Source organism: Acinetobacter sp. ANC 4558, assembly GCF_002135375.1.
Classification (GTDB): Bacteria; Pseudomonadota; Gammaproteobacteria; order Pseudomonadales; family Moraxellaceae; genus Acinetobacter.
Window position 1 is genome coordinate 374,168 of sequence record NZ_NEGH01000002.1, and the last position, 15,890, is coordinate 390,057.

Consider the following 15,890-nt stretch of genomic DNA (forward strand, 5'->3'; position numbering starts at 1 on the left):
TTTAAGTGCAAAATAAAAAACAAAACAGTGCAAAATCAGCCGAAAACTTACATACTCTTTGTCTTTTTATTTAATCTTCTTCTTTTTAATTTTATAACCCGATCTTGACTGAAGAAGAGCATTAAATATACAAATCATCTAAGTACTAATTCACAAGCAATAAGCTAAAAAATAGCTCATCAATAAGAATCTGATTATTTTCATTTTTTAAAAACAAAAAAAGACCACATTTAGGAATGTGGTCTATAAAAATGGTGGCTATGACGAGACTTGAACTTGTGACCCCCGCATTATGAGTGCGGTGCTCTAACCAACTGAGCTACATAGCCGTAAACTGTGCGCGCATTATCTTATCTATTCAAAACAACGTCAAGACTTAATATGCACTGTTTGTACAAAATTTAGTGAAGTGAACCGATAAGCCGGGTTCTGTCGTGAACGATCATTCCTCTAGGCGCACAATCACTCATGCGCTCAAGCGACCTACCCGAATCCAGTATGGGCCATACCTAAAGGATTCCTATTTGGTCTTGCTTCCAGTGGGGTTTACCATGCCATGAACTGTTACCAGTCATGCGGTGTGCTCTTACCACACCCTTTCACCCTTACCTTCTATTTCTTAAAAAGAAATAATAATGAAGGCGGTCTACTCTCTGCTGCACTTTCCGTCGGCTTACACCGCCCAGGCGTTACCTGGCACTTTGCCCTATGAAGCCCGGACTTTCCTCCCCCACTTCAGTCACGAAGACCTCCACAGCAGCGATCGTCTAGTTCACTCCGTGGGCGCATCTTAACAAAAAAATAAATTAATTGCTCGTATTTTTTTGAGCAATTATTTTTTTATACTTTTCCATTAAGTCTTCATCTGTCTCAACATGATCTGGATCGAGAGGAATACAATCTACTGGACAAAAAATTTGGCATTGAGGCTTATCAAAATGCCCAACACATTCGGTACATAAATCTGGATGAATCTCATAAATTAATTCACCCATAAATATTGCTTCGTTTGGACAAACAGGTTCACAAACATCACAATTAATACATTCATCAGTAATATATAACGACACGCTACCAACCTTGTTGATGTTTATACTCAAATGCAGCGACAACGGCAGGAGGAACAAATTTTGTCACATCACCTTTTAAACGCGCAATTTCACGTACAAGCGTTGAAGAAATAAATGAATATTGCTCCGAAGGTGTAAGAAATACAGCTTCAAATTGTGAATCTAATTGACGATTCATATTTGCCAATTGAAACTCATACTCAAAGTCTGAAACAGCACGTAATCCACGCAATACCGCAGTTGCATTTTGTTCATGAAAAAAATTAACCAATAATCCATCAAATCCAACAAATTCGACATTTGGCAGATGTTCCAAAGACTTTTGAGCTAAATCAACACGTTCAGCCAAAGTAAACACAGGATTTTTATGGTGCCCAATCGCAATGGCAACAACAACTTCATCAAACATTTTTGCTGCACGAGTAACTAAATCAACATGACCATTGGTAATTGGATCAAATGTACCTGGGTAAATCACACGTGTTTTAGACATCCATTCTTCTCTGGTTTAATTGTATCAACCTACATTTTAGCAAAAAGTTGTTTTTTTAGTGACTAATAGTCGCAAATTTATCTGAAATTTCTGTAAATATCTTAAATATTCACGACATAACATTTATCAATTGTCTTTAAACCTCTATTTGAGGCACAATATGCCTAAGTTTGGAAGTATTTAATTATGGCGAAGGCAATAGTAGTTAAAAAAAATACCAGTGGTACGATTGCGCAAAATAAACGCGCTCGACACGATTATTTTATTGAAGAAAAGTTTGAAGCTGGTCTTTCTCTACAAGGCTGGGAAGTTAAATCTTTACGTGCAGGTCGTATGACACTCACTGAAAGTTACATTACTTTCAAAAACGGTGAAGCATTCTTATTTGGTGCTCAGGTTCAGCCCTTACTTAGCGTATCTACGCATGTTGTGCCTGAAGCAAGACGTACACGTAAGTTACTCCTCAGTCGTCGAGAAATTGAAAAACTATTGGGTGCTGTGAATCAAAAAGGTTATTCATGTGTCCCCTTAGCGTGTTACTGGAAAGGTCCTTTAGCAAAACTAGAGATCGCATTAGTTAAAGGTAAACAGTTGCATGATAAACGTGCAACTGAAAAAGATCGCGATTGGCAACGTGATAAAGCTCGTATTTTTCATAAATAAATTTAAATTAAAAACCTCCCGTAATTGGGAGGTTTTTAATTTAAACAGAAAATTATTCACAGAAAGCGTAAATGATCAATTTTATCTCAGCTTATTTACGCAAACCGCATTAAAATATCCATTGCCGAAACACGCTCGCCACATGTTAAGTTACGTACATTAAACTTAGCTTACTGACTTAAAAAAACAAATGTTGCCATTCTTCCTGTTTGTGCATGACGCCGATATGAAAAATATTCATCATTTTGCAGGAATGTACATTGATCTCCGCCTAAAATATTGTCTATTCCATGCAATTTTAAAATAAGGCGTGCAATAGCATATAAATCTGCATAGAACTTTCCTGATTTTTCACCTGCTTTAAATGCCGTTTCAAGTTCTGGATATTTACAACAGAATGTGTCTTTCACTTCTGCACCTATTTCAAAACATGGCTGACTAATTGCAGCACCTAACCATGCCCACATCGGTTTTGTTTTCATTTCTATAATCGTATTTTCTACAATTCCATGCGCTAAACCACGCCAACCTGCATGAAGATTTGCAACTTCTGTTCCCTCAGCATTGCCCAATACGATAGGTAAGCAATCAGCAGTCATCATCATCAAGGCATGACCTTTTTTCTGAGTAACTAAACCATCCCCTTCTTGTGCATGAAAATTCATTTGATCATTCACTGTCAGACAGATTGTGCTATGGGTTTGTGTCATCCACGTCATCTGTTTTACACCCAATGACCGAAAATCTTCGAGCAGTCGAATACGATGATGCTGGACGCGAATTGGATCATCATTCACATGCAATGCCAAATTAAATCCAGTTAATTCGGCTGTTGGTGAAGGTTCAACCTGTTCATGAAAAACTTTTGTTTGTCCAACATAAATACCTTCAGGTAAACCTTCAACAAATTGCATATTTAATCTCAAAATTAATAAGCTGCATTTTCACTACGTAACACATTGACCAATTCAGAGAAATCTTCTGGCCATGGTGCTTCAAACATCATCTCTTTTCCAGTTTTAGGATGCTGTAAGCCAAGTTGAACAGCATGTAAAGCTTGACGTCTGAAGCCACGTAATGTTTCATTTAATAATTCGCTTGCACCAGCAGGTACACGCACGCGTGGCATATAAACTGGATCACCCACCAAGGCATAACCAATATAACTAAAATGTACACGAATTTGATGCGTACGACCTGTTTCTAAACGTGCTTGAACACGTGTGAAATGCTGAAAACGCTCTTTTACATTATAGTGAGTCACAGCATCTTTGCCGCCAGGTAATACCGTCATTTTAACTCGGTCTACTGGATGACGCTTAATTGGTTCATCAATGGTGCCGCCTGCAATAATATTGCCATAAACCACCGCATCATAGACACGATATACCGACTTCTCTTCGAGTTGTTTGCTCAGTGCAAATTGAGCTTCTAAGTTTTTTGCAACAACTAAAAGCCCACTGGTATCTTTATCTATACGATGTACTAAACCAGCACGTGCCAATTCAACAGATTTTGGATAATGGAATAGCAAGGCATTAACCAATGTTCCCGATGAATTTCCTGCACCAGGGTGAACAACCATTCCAACTGGCTTATTAATGATGATAATATCATCATCTTCGTAAACAATATTTAATGGAATGTTTTCGGGTTGACTGGTCGTTTGTGCTTCCAACTCCACATCTAATGTGAGAAGTTCAGTACCTTCGCACTTATACTTCGGTTTAACAATTTGGTCATCAACACGTAAATGTCCATCTTTTAACCATTGCTTAAGCTTTTCACGAGAATAGTCATTCCAAACCAAGGCTGCGACTTGGTCGATACGTTGTCCTAAAAATGTATCATTTAACTGAAATTGCAACGACAAACGTGTTGCAGTAGAGTCCAAAGTATGGTTATCTGCTTCCTCGGAATCTTCCAGTAAGTGAAAGTCAGTTTTAGGGATATTTGAATCAGAAGATTGTGCTTGGGTCATTTGATCATTCAGACAAAAGTGGTTTAATAGCGCAATTGTAGCTCATTGCCCGCAATAACAGAGGAATTTTTATGTCGCTACCACGTTATAAAATTACAGTACTTGCTCTAGCGATTGGTTTAGCAACAACATTCGTTGGTTGTAGTAGTAATCCAAAAAAAGAAGTGGTCGATAAAGGTCCGCAATCTAGTGAAGAAGTGTATATTCAAAAAGCAGAAAAAGCACTAGCTGATGGACATTATATAGATGCAGCAAAAAACTTAGAAGCAATTGAAACATATTTCCCAACTGGCGAGTATGCTCAACAAGCTCAGTTAGAACTCATGTACGCCAAATTTCAACAAAAAGAATATGAAAGTGTTATCACGCTTGCTGATCGCTTTATTCGACTCAATCCACAAGCTGCAAATGTCGATTATGCATACTATATTCGTGGTGTTGCCAATATGGAGCAAAATTACGATGGTTTAATGCGTTATACATCATTAAAGCAATCACATCGTGATGTAAGCTACCTAAAAGTTGCGTATCAAAATTTTGTTGACTTTGTGCGTCGCTATCCCTCGAGTACTTATGCTGTAGATGCTGCACAGCGTATGCAATACATCAATACTGAACTTGCTGAAGCTGAAATAAATGTCGCACGTTTTAATGTAAAGCGTAAAGCATGGGTTGCAGCTATTGAGCGTGCGCAATGGGTCATCGAACACCATCCAAATGCAATACAAACGCCAGAAGCATTAGCCATTATCGCTTATAGCTATGACAAGCTTGGGGATAAAGCAACAGCTCAACAATATATTGATGTCCTTAAGCTCAACTATCCAAATTTAGTGAAAGCTGACGGCTCTGTAAATTTACGTGCTGCTCAAAAAGAAGCGAGTTGGGTAAACAGAGCAACTTTAGGTTTATTTGGTCGTGATGATACAGCCAAGCAGAAGAATAGTATTGCAGCACCTGAAAGTATTCAAAAGCGTAGTTTGTCAAATCGCTTGAGTTTCGGCTTACTCGATAAACCTGAAAAAGAAGAAAAATAAGAGCAATCTGTATTCTACGCATCCACCTATCACGTAGAATATTCGCATTTTTTGAAAGGGCAAGTTATCATACTTGCCCTTTATACATGCTTAGACGTTTAATCTCTTGGCGCAAACTTCAGATGAATTGCTCGATAAACTGTGTTGATATTAAAAACACAAAGCAATTATGATGATATTTCTGATAAATTTACATTCAAAGCAGACTAGAAATTAAGCACTATGGCGATTCCTCAGCATACAATAGATCAAATTTTAGATCGCACAGATATTGTCGATTTAATTGGTCAACGTGTGAAGTTAAAAAAGTCAGGCCGTACTTATTCAGGCTGCTGCCCTTTTCATCAAGAAAAATCTCCTTCTTTTCATGTCTACCGCGATAAACAGTATTATCATTGTTTTGGCTGTCAAGCCAATGGAAATGCAATTCGTTTTCTAATGGACATCGATAGTCGAAATTTTGTCGATGTAATGAAAGATTTAGCGAGCCAAACAGGCATTGAATTACCTAAAGATAATCAAAATACCAAAAAATTAGTTTATAAACGAGAAGCGAAAAAAACTACCCCAACGGTAAGTGATGTATCAACACCTTCATCTGAAACGGTTATCCCACCCCAAACTTCTCAACATTTTGATCCTTTTGAGGAGTTTCAAAATCAAGATGATCCATTTTTAAATTTTGAATCTTCTGCTTTTTTGACTGAAGATGTAGTTCAAGATGGAAATTTATTCGACTTATTGGAAAGTATTGCACAATTTTACGAACAGCAATTACCCAAAAGTCAAACGGCTCAAAAGTACTTTAAGCAACGCGGCTTAACAGATCAAACACTACAATTTTGGCGACTAGGTTATGCACCTGATGATTGGCAGCATTTAGAAAAAGCCTTTCCTCAAGATATTGAAGGATTAAAACTCCTCGGTCTTATTCGTACAAGTGATAGTGGGCGCGATTTTGATTTACTCAGAGATCGAGTCATTTTTCCCATTCGAGACAATAAAGGAAGAGTGGTTGGTTTTGGTGGTCGTGCCTTAAATGATGACATCAAACCCAAATATATCAACTCTCCAGATTCTGAAATTTTCCATAAAAACCAATTACTTTACGGTTTATACGAAGGTCGTAAACAAAAAGCTCAAGATTGGCTCATGGTGGAAGGTTATATGGATGTCATTGCTTTACAGCAATATGGCATATATGGGGCTGTTGCAACATTAGGAACTGCAAGTAACACTGAACATTTAAATATTTTATTTAAACAAAATCATCGAATTACCATTGCATTTGATGGAGATATGGCTGGTCAAAAAGCAGCGCGGCGCACATTAGAAATCGCACTCCCCCTGCTCAATGATGGTCGGGAACTTAAATTCTTTGTATTACCGAATCATCATGACCCTGACTCGTTAATTCGCAGAGAAGGTGTTGAAAATTTTCAAAAACTGCTCAAAGATGCACCATTACTTTCTGATTTTATTTTTGCGTATATTAGTCAAAATCATAATATTGCAACGCCTGAAGGTAAAAGTCAGGTCATGGCTGAATTACGCCAACTGACAGAGTTATTACCCAAAGTCGGCTCTTATCGATATCTATTACAGCAGTTCTTTAAAGAAAAACTTGGCTTCAATCGTAAGTGGCAGCCTCATGCCAATAATGATGCGTCATTAAGCTTTAGTACTAAAATTGATGCTGAAGAGTATGCCATTGCCATTTTGATTCACCATCCTTATTTGTATATACACTTTGAGCCACTACGCGCTCTAATTCCACAAGATCTGCTACTTTTTAAAATTTTAAATACATTTAATCATATTTTTGAAAATTTACCCGATGATCCTGAACAAGCAAAATACTATGTACTTGGCGCTTGTGCATCATATCACTACGATCTACATCGGATTTTATTACAATCGAATGTGAGTGATTACACGACATCCCCAGAAAAAGTTGAAAAATTAGCTCAAGACTTTTCAATTAAACTTCAATATGATTTTTTAACCCTAAAAATGCGTTCTAAAAAGTTTACTAGCATTGCTGAAATGACGAACTTAAAACATCAACTCTATGAAATGGATAAAAAACGTTCTTTAACATTAATTGAAGAGTAACTATATTTTTATTTTAATATTTTCCGTAATGAACAGTTAAATAAAATTCATTTAAGGTTTTAATTTACGCGTATGTTGAGCAACATCTTCTAATTCAATTTGTATCATTTCTAAATAAGTTGGATCTTCCACTTTTGCAGCCTGTCTTAATAAAATAGAGGTTGGATGAAGAAGCTTTTGAGTAAGACGATGTGCAAACGTTTTTAAAATATCCTCTGCATTTTCACCACTTTCAAGTTGACTTAATGCCAATTGTAATTCATCTTGCGCCAAGCTTTCCCCATGTGCTCGATAAGCTTGTATGGTATGCCCTGCACCTTTTACTCGTTGCTGAGTCATTAACTCGGTTGCTAATTGGTTCACCATGATTTCAGCTTCAACAGCGGCTTGTCGTCGCTGAGATAAATTCTCTTCAATCACAGATTGTAAGTCATCAACACCGTAAAGATAAACACCGTCTAAGGACTCTACTTTAGGATCAATATCACGAGGTACAGCCAAATCAACCAATAACATTTGTTGATAGCGTCGTTTTTTTAATGCGGCTTTAACATCATTAAAATGAATGACCTGATACAAACTTCCCGTACAACTTGAAATCACATCAGCACGATATAAGTTTGCAGCCAATTGATCAAAATCAATAATTTCCACATCAACACGATGAGCAATTTCTTGTGCTAAGTTTTCAGCACGCGCCCGAGTTCTATTACAAATTAAAACTTTTCCCACACCCATTTCGGCTAAGTGTTTAGCCACCAAGCTATTCATTTCACCTGCAGCAACAATTAAAATCGTTAATGTTTCAGGTTTGCTAAACACCTGTAGTGCGAGCTGTGCAACCGCATACCCCATTGAAACTGCATGACTTCCTACTGCTGTTTCCGAACGCACACGTTTTGCAGCATAAAAAGCATATTCAAATATTTTGTTTAATTCAGACGAAACAGTATGTGCGTCTTTGGCTAAAAATAATGCTGTTTTCACCTGCCCCAAAATTTGAGGTTCGCCCAACATTAATGAATCTAAGCCACTTGCAACACGCATTAAGTGTGTTATCGCTTGTGCATTTTCATAACGATAAACATGATTCGATAACTGTTTTACATCAAGACCATTTACATGAGCAAGCCAATGCAGCACGATATCTACATTTTCAGACATCGCATAAACTTCAGTACGGTTACACGTAGATACAACCACCAGATCATTTAAACCCTGATGATGGCTTTGTTGTTGAAGCAACTCACTTAACTTTTCAGCGTTAAATGCAATTTGCTCTCGCAACTCTACTGAGGCTGTTTGATGGTTGACACCCAATGCAAAGAAAGACATATCAGATCATCATTTAGTTAAATTTATGTTATTGTGCATTATCGGTGTCATAAAAAGCATTACTTGGATAAAGAAAAAATTGCGTCAAACGATTAGCCGACTAACAATTAGTTCGACAATTAGACTCTATTCTACCACATTCTTACTTGTTGGTAGCATCTCATCTAGCGCTCATATTCTAGCAGCTGGATTAAACACTTATACACAAAATAATGTGAATAATAAAGCGATAGAACTCAGTATGATTGCTGAATTTGCTCTTGCATACAGAGAACCAGAATTAGCACTTAAAAATTACACCACGCTTGCGACCCAAAGCAACTCCACAATGGTTAAACAACGTGCATTAAACATTGCTATTGAGCTTGAAAATATACAATCTGCGTTAAATATTGTCACCAATTGGGTTCAACAAGAACCTAAAGATGTTCCTGCTTTATTTTATTTATCACATATTGCCTTAAAAGCACATGAATACGAGCTTGCTGCTGAAACATTAGATAAAATCTTAAATTTTGACCCTAATGCAGATTTAGAAAAAATATTAGCAGGTATTTCCCCAGAAACAGCAGAAGATCGAAGCTATTTAATCAATGCTCTACGTACCAGCAAAGAACAAAATAATCCTTCTATCTTAGTGCTTGTTGCAGGTTTAGAGGCACAAAACAATCAATTAAAACAAGCACTTTCAACCATTAGCTCCGCTCTAAAAATCAGACCAAGAGCAACCAGTTACATCTTAATGAAGGCTAATTTACTGAATGCGTTAGGTGATACCAAGGAAACACTTAAATGGTACGAAAAAGCCAGTAAAAAAAATAAAGACAATGTTGAAATACGTTTGTCTGAAGCTAAGTTTTTAATTAAACAAAATCAATCTGAAGCAGCACTTCAAAGATTAGAAAAAATAATAGACAAATGGCCAAAAAATGAAGAAGCATTGTTTATTGCAGGCTTGACCAGTATTGACTTAAAGCAATATGAAAAAGCAGAAAAATATTTAGTTGAACTCAGAAGCTCAGCTCAATATCAGAATGAAGCTTATTATTATTTGGCTGTCAATGCAGAACGAAAAGAACACTATGAAACAGCAAAAGCTTATTATCGTTTGGTCGATGGCAGCCTCTATGCCGTATCACGTAAAAATATGATTGCTATTTTTAATAAACAAAATCAACTTCATGATGCTTTACGCTTTTTAACTCAAGAGCGTGTGAATTACCCGCAATATGCAAGTTTTCTATACCAAATACAAGCCAATATACTGATTCAAATGAATAATAAACGTGCAGCAATTCGTTTACTTGATGAGGCGATTCAAAATTTACCAGATGACCCTGAGTTAATTTATACCGAAGTCCTCTTGCTTGATGCGCATATTGATAAAGATAAGCTCAATGATCGTCTTACGACTTTACTTGAAATTGAGCCCAATAATCCAGCTTATCTCAATGCCTATGCTTATACTTTGGCTTTACAAAACCGAAATCTAAAAGATGCAAGGAAAGCTGTAGAATTAGCGTTAGAACTGGCACCTGACCAAGCCTCAATTTTAGATACACTTGGCTTTATTACCTATTTACAAAATGATTTTGAAGCATCCACGCAGGCTTTAGAAAAGGCATATGCGCAAAGCAATAGTGTTAAAATTGGGGTTCGTTACGCACGTTCCTTATACATGTTAGGCGATATTGAAAAATTCAATCAAGTATTGCTACAACTTAAAACTAGTTTCCCAAATGACCCTCAACTCGATTCTTTAAACTCACTCTTACTGAATAAACAATTGAAAAAGAGTTAAATAACTTATGCATTTCTACCCTAAACAAAGTCTCATCGTACTCTGTTCTAGCATGATGATTTTAACAGGTTGTCAGTCTTTACCTATATCGCAAAAATTGCCTCCCCTAGTAGAACAAAATATAAAAAATACAACAACTTCAAGTACAAACCAGTTTAATCTACAAGGTAAAATTGGCATAAAAACACCACAGCAATCTGGCAGTGCTTTTTTTACCTGGGTACAACAGCAAGATCAATTTGATATTGAATTAAGCGGAATTTTAGGCATCGGTAAAACACAAATTACGGGTGAACTTGGTAAGGTAGAATTAAATAGCTCCCGTACAGGTTTAATCAGTGCAGAAACGCCTGAAGAGCTTCTTGAAATTGCCACAGGCTGGCAAGCACCAATTACTTACATTATTGACTGGGTTCAAGCAAGACCAGCAACGTCTCAAGCTGAGATATCAACAGATAGCTCAATGCGCCCCACGCAATTTATTGAAGAGGGCTGGGTGGTCGATCTAAGTTATAAAGATCAAACAAATCTCCCGAATCGTCTTGTGTTAAAACAAACACTTGAATCAGGAAAAGAAAATCGTATTACTATGGTCATTCAAAATCGTTAATTCATCAAATGGTTCAAATCTATGATTCGTGTTCCTTCGCCAGCTAAACTCAACTTGTTTTTGCATATTACAGGCCGTCGTGAAGATGGATATCATGAATTACAAAGTATTTTTCAGCTTATCGATTTATATGATTGGATGCAATTTGAACAAACAGATTCAAATGAAATTCAAATTAACGGCTTAAACCAAATCGATTTACAACACAATCTTATTTTTCGTGCAGCCGAACTCATTAAACCATTTGCAAAAAGTCCAACAGGAATAACGATCAATATTGAAAAAAATATTCCAATGGGAGCAGGTTTAGGTGGAGGTTCATCGAATGCAGCGACCACACTGATTGTGCTCAATCAATTATGGCAATGTCACTTAAATAGTCGCCAACTTGCACATTTAGGGATCAAGCTTGGTGCCGATGTTCCCATTTTCATTTATGGAAAAAATGCTTGGGCTGAGGGTATTGGTGAACGTCTAACATTCATAGACTTAGATCAAAAACAATTCATTGTGCTAAAACCTGATTGTTTTATCAGCACTCAACGCCTTTTTTCACAAAAAACATTGACAAGAGACACGAAGCCTACTAAATTTTGCGCCTATCAGTTAACGCCATCTAATTTTAGAAATAACTTTGAGCCTTTAGCAAGAAGTCTTTATTCTGAAGTTGATGAAGCGATGCAATATTTAGATCAGTTCGGTAATGCAAAGCTTACAGGTACAGGTGCTTGTGTTTTTATTGATGTAAATGAAAAAATGAATATTTGTGATATTCTACGAAATGCACCATGTAAAGCTTATATGGTTAACAGTTTGAAAGAATCACCATTACTTCATTTTAAAATTTAATAGGGGTATCGCCAAGTGGTAAGGCACCGGGTTTTGATCTCGGCATCCGTTGGTTCGAATCCAGCTACCCCTGCCATTTTCACCTGTAGATGTATGTATTAGGGGTATCGCCAAGTGGTAAGGCACCGGGTTTTGATCTCGGCATCCGTTGGTTCGAATCCAGCTACCCCTGCCATCTTACATCATCCAATAGGGGCGTCGCCAAGTGGTAAGGCACCGGGTTTTGATCTCGGCATCCGTTGGTTCGAATCCAGCCGCCCCTGCCATTTACTAAGTACAAGACAGAGCATTTGTTTACTAACTTCATGTTAATTCAACTTGACAGAAAGGCGTAAAAATATTAAAGTTCTGCCGCATTAGGGGCGTCGCCAAGTGGTAAGGCACCGGGTTTTGATCTCGGCATCCGTTGGTTCGAATCCAGCCGCCCCTGCCATTTATTTCCATACATTATCAACCGCCAAGGGTGCTTCATGCCCAATCTTGTCGTTTTTAGTGGAACCGCGCATCCACAATTCGCCCAAAAAGTCGTAAGCCACTTGCATATCCCTCTGGGAGCTGCTGCTGTAGGTAAATTTTCTGATGGTGAAATCACTGCAGAAATTACTGAAAATGTGCGTGGTAAAGACGTGTTTCTCGTACAACCTACTTGTGCCCCAACGAATGATAACCTAATGGAAATCTTAGTGATGGCTGACGCATTGCGTCGCGCAAGTGCAGGTCGTATTACTGCCGTGATTCCTTACTTTGGTTACGCTCGTCAAGACCGTCGCCCTCGTTCAACTCGTGTACCAATCACAGCAAAAGTTGTTGCAGATATGCTCACAACTGTTGGGATTGATCGTGTTGTAATGATCGACTTACATGCTGACCAAATTCAAGGTTTCTTCGATATCCCTGTAGACAACATTTATGGTACGCCAGTATTACTTGCTGATTTGCGTCAACAGTCTTATGACAACTTAATGGTTGTTTCTCCAGACGTTGGTGGTGTTGTCCGTGCTCGTGCTGTTGCAAAACAAATGGGTGATATCGATCTTGCGATTATTGATAAGCGTCGTCAAAAAGCAAATGAATCACAAGTGATGCATTTGATTGGTGATGTTAAAGATCGCGACTGTGTCATTGTCGATGACATGGTTGATACCGCAGGTACCTTATGCAAAGCAGCTGATGCATTGAAAACTTTCGGTGCTCGTAAAGTAGTTGCTTATGCAACTCACCCTGTTCTTTCAGGTAAAGCACTTGAAAATCTTCAAAATTCAGTCATTGATGAATTAGTCGTAACAGATACAATTCCATTGTCTGATGAAGCATTAAAACTGGGTAAAATTCGTCAAGTTTCAGTTGCAAGCATGGTTGCTGAAACAATTCGTCGAATTAACAATGAAGAATCTATTAGCGCGATGTTTGATTCTTATCTATAATTGATCGCTAAATTTCAAGACCCTGCCCCTAGGCGGGGTTTTCTATCACTGAACTGGTCGCAAGTTCAGTCTATCTAACTTAAATAGGATGTCTATCATGGCAAACTTCGTATTAAATGCAGTAGCTCGTGAAGAAGCAATTCAAGGGAAAGGTTCGAGCCGCCGCCTTCGTCTTCAAGCTAAAGTTCCAGCAATCATCTATGGCGGTGAAGCTGCTCCTGTTGCTGTAACACTTGAACTTCGTGAGCTTGTTAAAGCTTTAGAAAACAATGCTTTCTTTGAAGAAGTAATTGAAGTTAAAATTGGTGATAAAGTAGAAAGCGTTAAAATCCAAGCTTTACAACGTCACCCAGCAAAAAATACACCAATGCACGCTGACTTTAAACGCGCTTAAGTGTTAAATGGTGTAAATTAGTGTCAAAAATTTCACTGATTATTGGTTTGGGCAACCCTGGTAAAGAGTATGCTCAAACCCGCCATAATGCAGGTTTTTGGTTCGTTGAACGCCTTGCAGAACAATATGGCATTTCTCTCAAAACTGATCCTAAATTCAATGGAATTAGTGGTCGTGGCAACATAGAAGGGCAAGATATTCGCCTTCTCTTACCAACAACATTTATGAATCTTTCTGGTAAGAGTGTTGTACCTTTCGCCAAATTTTATAATATTCCTCCTGAAGCAATGCTGATTGCGCATGATGAACTAGATATGAACCCTGGTATTATTCGCCTTAAAACAGGCGGTGGTCATGGTGGTCATAATGGTTTACGTGACATTGTTCCTCATACTGGTCCTAATTTTCATCGTTTACGCATTGGAATTGGTCACCCTGGTTCAAAAGAACGCGTATCAGGCCATGTATTGAGTAAAGCTTCAAATCAAGAACAGAACCTAATGGATGATGCACTTCATCACGCATTAACTCAGGTCAAACTTTTGGTTGAAGGCAATACGCAACAGGCAATGAATCAGATCAATGCATATAAGCCCAACTAAAAACCTACTGGTTAAGTGATTCTGCTTGCAATCTTGTATATTACAGATCAAAATGCAACGCTTTTTGAAATATGTTCAAAGATGCAATTGATTTAACACAAGATAAAAATCTTAAGTCAACTAAAGGGACGCAATTCATGCTATCTCGTTTACTCAAAGCAAAAATTCATCGTTGTGTTGTTACACAAGCAGAACTTCATTATGAAGGCTCATGTGCAATTGATGGTGTATTACTAGATTTAGCTGGTATCCGTGAATACGAAGAAATTCACATGTGGAATGTGACGAATGGTAAACGTTTCACAACGTATGCAATACGCGGTGAAGAAAATTCGGGCATTATTTCTGTCAATGGCGGAGCTGCTCTTCAAGCAGATGTTGGTGATTTGATGATTATTGCAACGTTTGGTGATTTTACCGAAGCAGAAGCAGATGCGCACCAACCACGTTTAGTTTATGCAAATCCAGATAATACAGTAAATCACACGGCAAATTGTATTCCTGTACAAGTTGCTTAAGCATTAAAAAAAACTCGCTTAAAGCGAGTTTTTTAACTCTATTAAAAACTTCTACTGAACACTTGTCCTTGATAGTTTAAACAATCTTCTACACGAATTCGTTGCACTGCTGTTAATTCACTTAAATTAAACCATTTAAATGCTGAATGTTCTGCACTTAACTGAAAAACTTCTGACTCATCTTTTATTGAGCATCTAAAAATAAAAGCATGTGATGTAACTGCTGCATGAAAATAAACTCCTGATAGATACTCAACTTGAATATGACAGTTTAACTCCTCAAAACACTCTCTAATTAACGCTTGATGAATTGTTTCCCCCATATCCAGTGCACCACCAGGTAAACCCCAAACACATTCAGCATAATTGGCTTTTAATAATAAGACTTGATTTTGCACATTCGTAATAACCGCATGTGAACTTAAACGATATAAATCATGAAATGCCATTTCACTTTAACTCAAAGAGAAAAGTCTTATTAAAATTCAATGTCTCATTGAAATCAAAAATTAATATGACTTTTCTAAGTTTTGTGGAACAGAAATATGCTGATGTGCTATTTTCCATTTTCCATGATTTTTTTGAAAACATAATGTTGTTCTACACCAAGGTAAATTTAAGAGCTTATCTGACTCAGCATGATCAACTTTTGCATAGCAATGCATAAAGGCTAAATCAGATTCTACAAAAATTTTAATTTCTTTTCGGTATACACGCACATTATTCGCAAAATATGGCTTATATTCCTGCCATAAATTCTTAAACTCACTAACCCCTTCAATTTGTGAACTTACATCAAATACTTGCATATTTCGTTCACATAGATCTGAAATTGCATATATATCTAACTTCGCAATTGCATCATCCCATTGCTTTATTTTGAATAAAACTTCCTGTGCTAGATGCTCATCACCAATAAATACGACAGACATAGCCCTTTCCTTGAAATGATTGACCTACTTTATACACTTATCACTAAACTTCATTTATAATTATAC

16 protein-coding genes, 5 tRNA genes, 1 other RNA gene and 1 pseudogene are annotated in these 15,890 nt (G+C 37.3%); 14 read left to right on the forward strand and 9 right to left on the reverse strand.

Translation table 11 applies throughout. The features are described from left to right. Positions 1 to 252: 252 nt before the first annotated feature. From B9T31_RS04240 to coaD, 4 genes are all read right to left on the reverse strand, one after another. Positions 253 to 329: transfer RNA gene (locus B9T31_RS04240), tRNA-Met, on the reverse strand. A 73-nt stretch (positions 330 to 402) separates the two neighbouring features. Continuing rightward, positions 403 to 779, reverse strand: an RNA gene (rnpB, locus tag B9T31_RS04245) — RNase P RNA component class A. Between the two features lie 27 nt (positions 780 to 806). Further along, entirely contained in the window at positions 807 to 1,070 is a 264-nt protein-coding gene (locus B9T31_RS04250; RefSeq protein ID WP_086180714.1) for a YfhL family 4Fe-4S dicluster ferredoxin, read from the reverse strand. A gap of 1 nt (position 1,071) precedes the next feature. Continuing rightward, positions 1,072 to 1,563 carry a pantetheine-phosphate adenylyltransferase gene (coaD, locus tag B9T31_RS04255; RefSeq protein ID WP_086180715.1) on the reverse strand — a complete coding sequence of 164 codons (492 nt, stop codon included), beginning with the start codon at positions 1,561 to 1,563 and terminating at the stop codon, positions 1,072 to 1,074. 186 nt (positions 1,564 to 1,749) lie between these two features. Between coaD and smpB the strand changes: the two genes are divergently transcribed. Further along, a complete protein-coding gene (smpB, locus tag B9T31_RS04260; RefSeq protein ID WP_086180716.1) occupies positions 1,750 to 2,226 on the forward strand; it encodes an SsrA-binding protein SmpB in 477 nt (158 codons plus the stop codon). A gap of 170 nt (positions 2,227 to 2,396) precedes the next feature. On the opposite strand, the gene pgeF is transcribed toward smpB, so the two are convergent. Further along, the gene (gene pgeF, locus B9T31_RS04265; RefSeq protein WP_086180717.1) at positions 2,397 to 3,140 is read right to left on the reverse strand and encodes a peptidoglycan editing factor PgeF; all 744 of its coding nucleotides are present in this window, start codon (positions 3,138 to 3,140) and stop codon (positions 2,397 to 2,399) included. Positions 3,141 to 3,154: 14 nt separating this feature from the next. Then, positions 3,155 to 4,207, reverse strand: a complete 1,053-nt coding sequence (rluD, locus tag B9T31_RS04270; protein ID WP_086180718.1) for a 23S rRNA pseudouridine(1911/1915/1917) synthase RluD — start codon at positions 4,205 to 4,207, stop codon at positions 3,155 to 3,157. A 71-nt stretch (positions 4,208 to 4,278) separates the two neighbouring features. Here rluD and B9T31_RS04275 point away from each other — a divergent pair, with 71 nt between their 5' ends. Next, the gene (locus tag B9T31_RS04275) at positions 4,279 to 5,244 is read left to right on the forward strand and encodes an outer membrane protein assembly factor BamD (RefSeq protein WP_086180719.1); all 966 of its coding nucleotides are present in this window, start codon (positions 4,279 to 4,281) and stop codon (positions 5,242 to 5,244) included. Between the two features lie 222 nt (positions 5,245 to 5,466). Next, positions 5,467 to 7,132: pseudogene (locus B9T31_RS04280) on the forward strand (DNA primase); the annotation flags it as partial. A gap of 278 nt (positions 7,133 to 7,410) precedes the next feature. On the opposite strand, the gene hemA reads toward B9T31_RS04280, so the two are convergent. Beyond that, positions 7,411 to 8,694 carry a glutamyl-tRNA reductase gene (hemA, locus tag B9T31_RS04285; RefSeq protein WP_086180721.1) on the reverse strand — a complete coding sequence of 428 codons (1,284 nt, stop codon included), beginning with the start codon at positions 8,692 to 8,694 and terminating at the stop codon, positions 7,411 to 7,413. A 79-nt stretch (positions 8,695 to 8,773) separates the two neighbouring features. Here hemA and B9T31_RS04290 point away from each other — a divergent pair, with 79 nt between their 5' ends. From B9T31_RS04290 to panD, 11 genes are all read left to right on the forward strand, one after another. After that, the gene (locus tag B9T31_RS04290; RefSeq protein ID WP_213033217.1) at positions 8,774 to 10,495 is read left to right on the forward strand and encodes a tetratricopeptide repeat protein; all 1,722 of its coding nucleotides are present in this window, start codon (positions 8,774 to 8,776) and stop codon (positions 10,493 to 10,495) included. A gap of 7 nt (positions 10,496 to 10,502) precedes the next feature. Next, entirely contained in the window at positions 10,503 to 11,105 is a 603-nt protein-coding gene (lolB, locus tag B9T31_RS04295; protein WP_086180723.1) for a lipoprotein insertase outer membrane protein LolB, read from the forward strand. Positions 11,106 to 11,126: 21 nt separating this feature from the next. Next, entirely contained in the window at positions 11,127 to 11,954 is an 828-nt protein-coding gene (gene ispE, locus B9T31_RS04300) for a 4-(cytidine 5'-diphospho)-2-C-methyl-D-erythritol kinase (RefSeq protein ID WP_086180724.1), read from the forward strand. Position 11,955: 1 nt separating this feature from the next. Continuing rightward, positions 11,956 to 12,030: transfer RNA gene (locus tag B9T31_RS04305), tRNA-Gln, on the forward strand. A gap of 24 nt (positions 12,031 to 12,054) precedes the next feature. Next, a tRNA-Gln gene (locus tag B9T31_RS04310) sits at positions 12,055 to 12,129 on the forward strand. A 16-nt stretch (positions 12,130 to 12,145) separates the two neighbouring features. Continuing rightward, positions 12,146 to 12,220: transfer RNA gene (locus tag B9T31_RS04315), tRNA-Gln, on the forward strand. Positions 12,221 to 12,312: 92 nt separating this feature from the next. Further along, positions 12,313 to 12,387: transfer RNA gene (locus tag B9T31_RS04320), tRNA-Gln, on the forward strand. Between the two features lie 37 nt (positions 12,388 to 12,424). Then, a complete protein-coding gene (locus B9T31_RS04325; RefSeq protein ID WP_086180725.1) occupies positions 12,425 to 13,378 on the forward strand; it encodes a ribose-phosphate pyrophosphokinase in 954 nt (317 codons plus the stop codon). A gap of 97 nt (positions 13,379 to 13,475) precedes the next feature. After that, positions 13,476 to 13,772, forward strand: coding sequence for a 50S ribosomal protein L25 (gene rplY / locus B9T31_RS04330; protein WP_086180726.1), 297 nt, complete (start codon positions 13,476 to 13,478; stop codon positions 13,770 to 13,772). A 20-nt stretch (positions 13,773 to 13,792) separates the two neighbouring features. Continuing rightward, positions 13,793 to 14,374, forward strand: coding sequence for an aminoacyl-tRNA hydrolase (gene pth, locus B9T31_RS04335; protein ID WP_086180727.1), 582 nt, complete (start codon positions 13,793 to 13,795; stop codon positions 14,372 to 14,374). Positions 14,375 to 14,511: 137 nt separating this feature from the next. After that, complete coding sequence (gene panD, locus B9T31_RS04340; protein ID WP_086180794.1) at positions 14,512 to 14,892, forward strand: aspartate 1-decarboxylase; 381 nt, start codon at positions 14,512 to 14,514, stop codon at positions 14,890 to 14,892. 41 nt (positions 14,893 to 14,933) lie between these two features. On the opposite strand, the gene B9T31_RS04345 is transcribed toward panD, so the two are convergent. Together B9T31_RS04345 and B9T31_RS04350 are read right to left on the reverse strand one after the other, a co-directional pair. Continuing rightward, positions 14,934 to 15,341: an NUDIX hydrolase gene (locus B9T31_RS04345; RefSeq protein ID WP_086180728.1), complete on the reverse strand. Its 408-nt coding sequence runs from the start codon at positions 15,339 to 15,341 to the stop codon at positions 14,934 to 14,936. A gap of 60 nt (positions 15,342 to 15,401) precedes the next feature. Further along, positions 15,402 to 15,824 carry a YybH family protein gene (locus tag B9T31_RS04350; RefSeq protein WP_086180729.1) on the reverse strand — a complete coding sequence of 141 codons (423 nt, stop codon included), beginning with the start codon at positions 15,822 to 15,824 and terminating at the stop codon, positions 15,402 to 15,404. Positions 15,825 to 15,890: the final 66 nt, after the last annotated feature.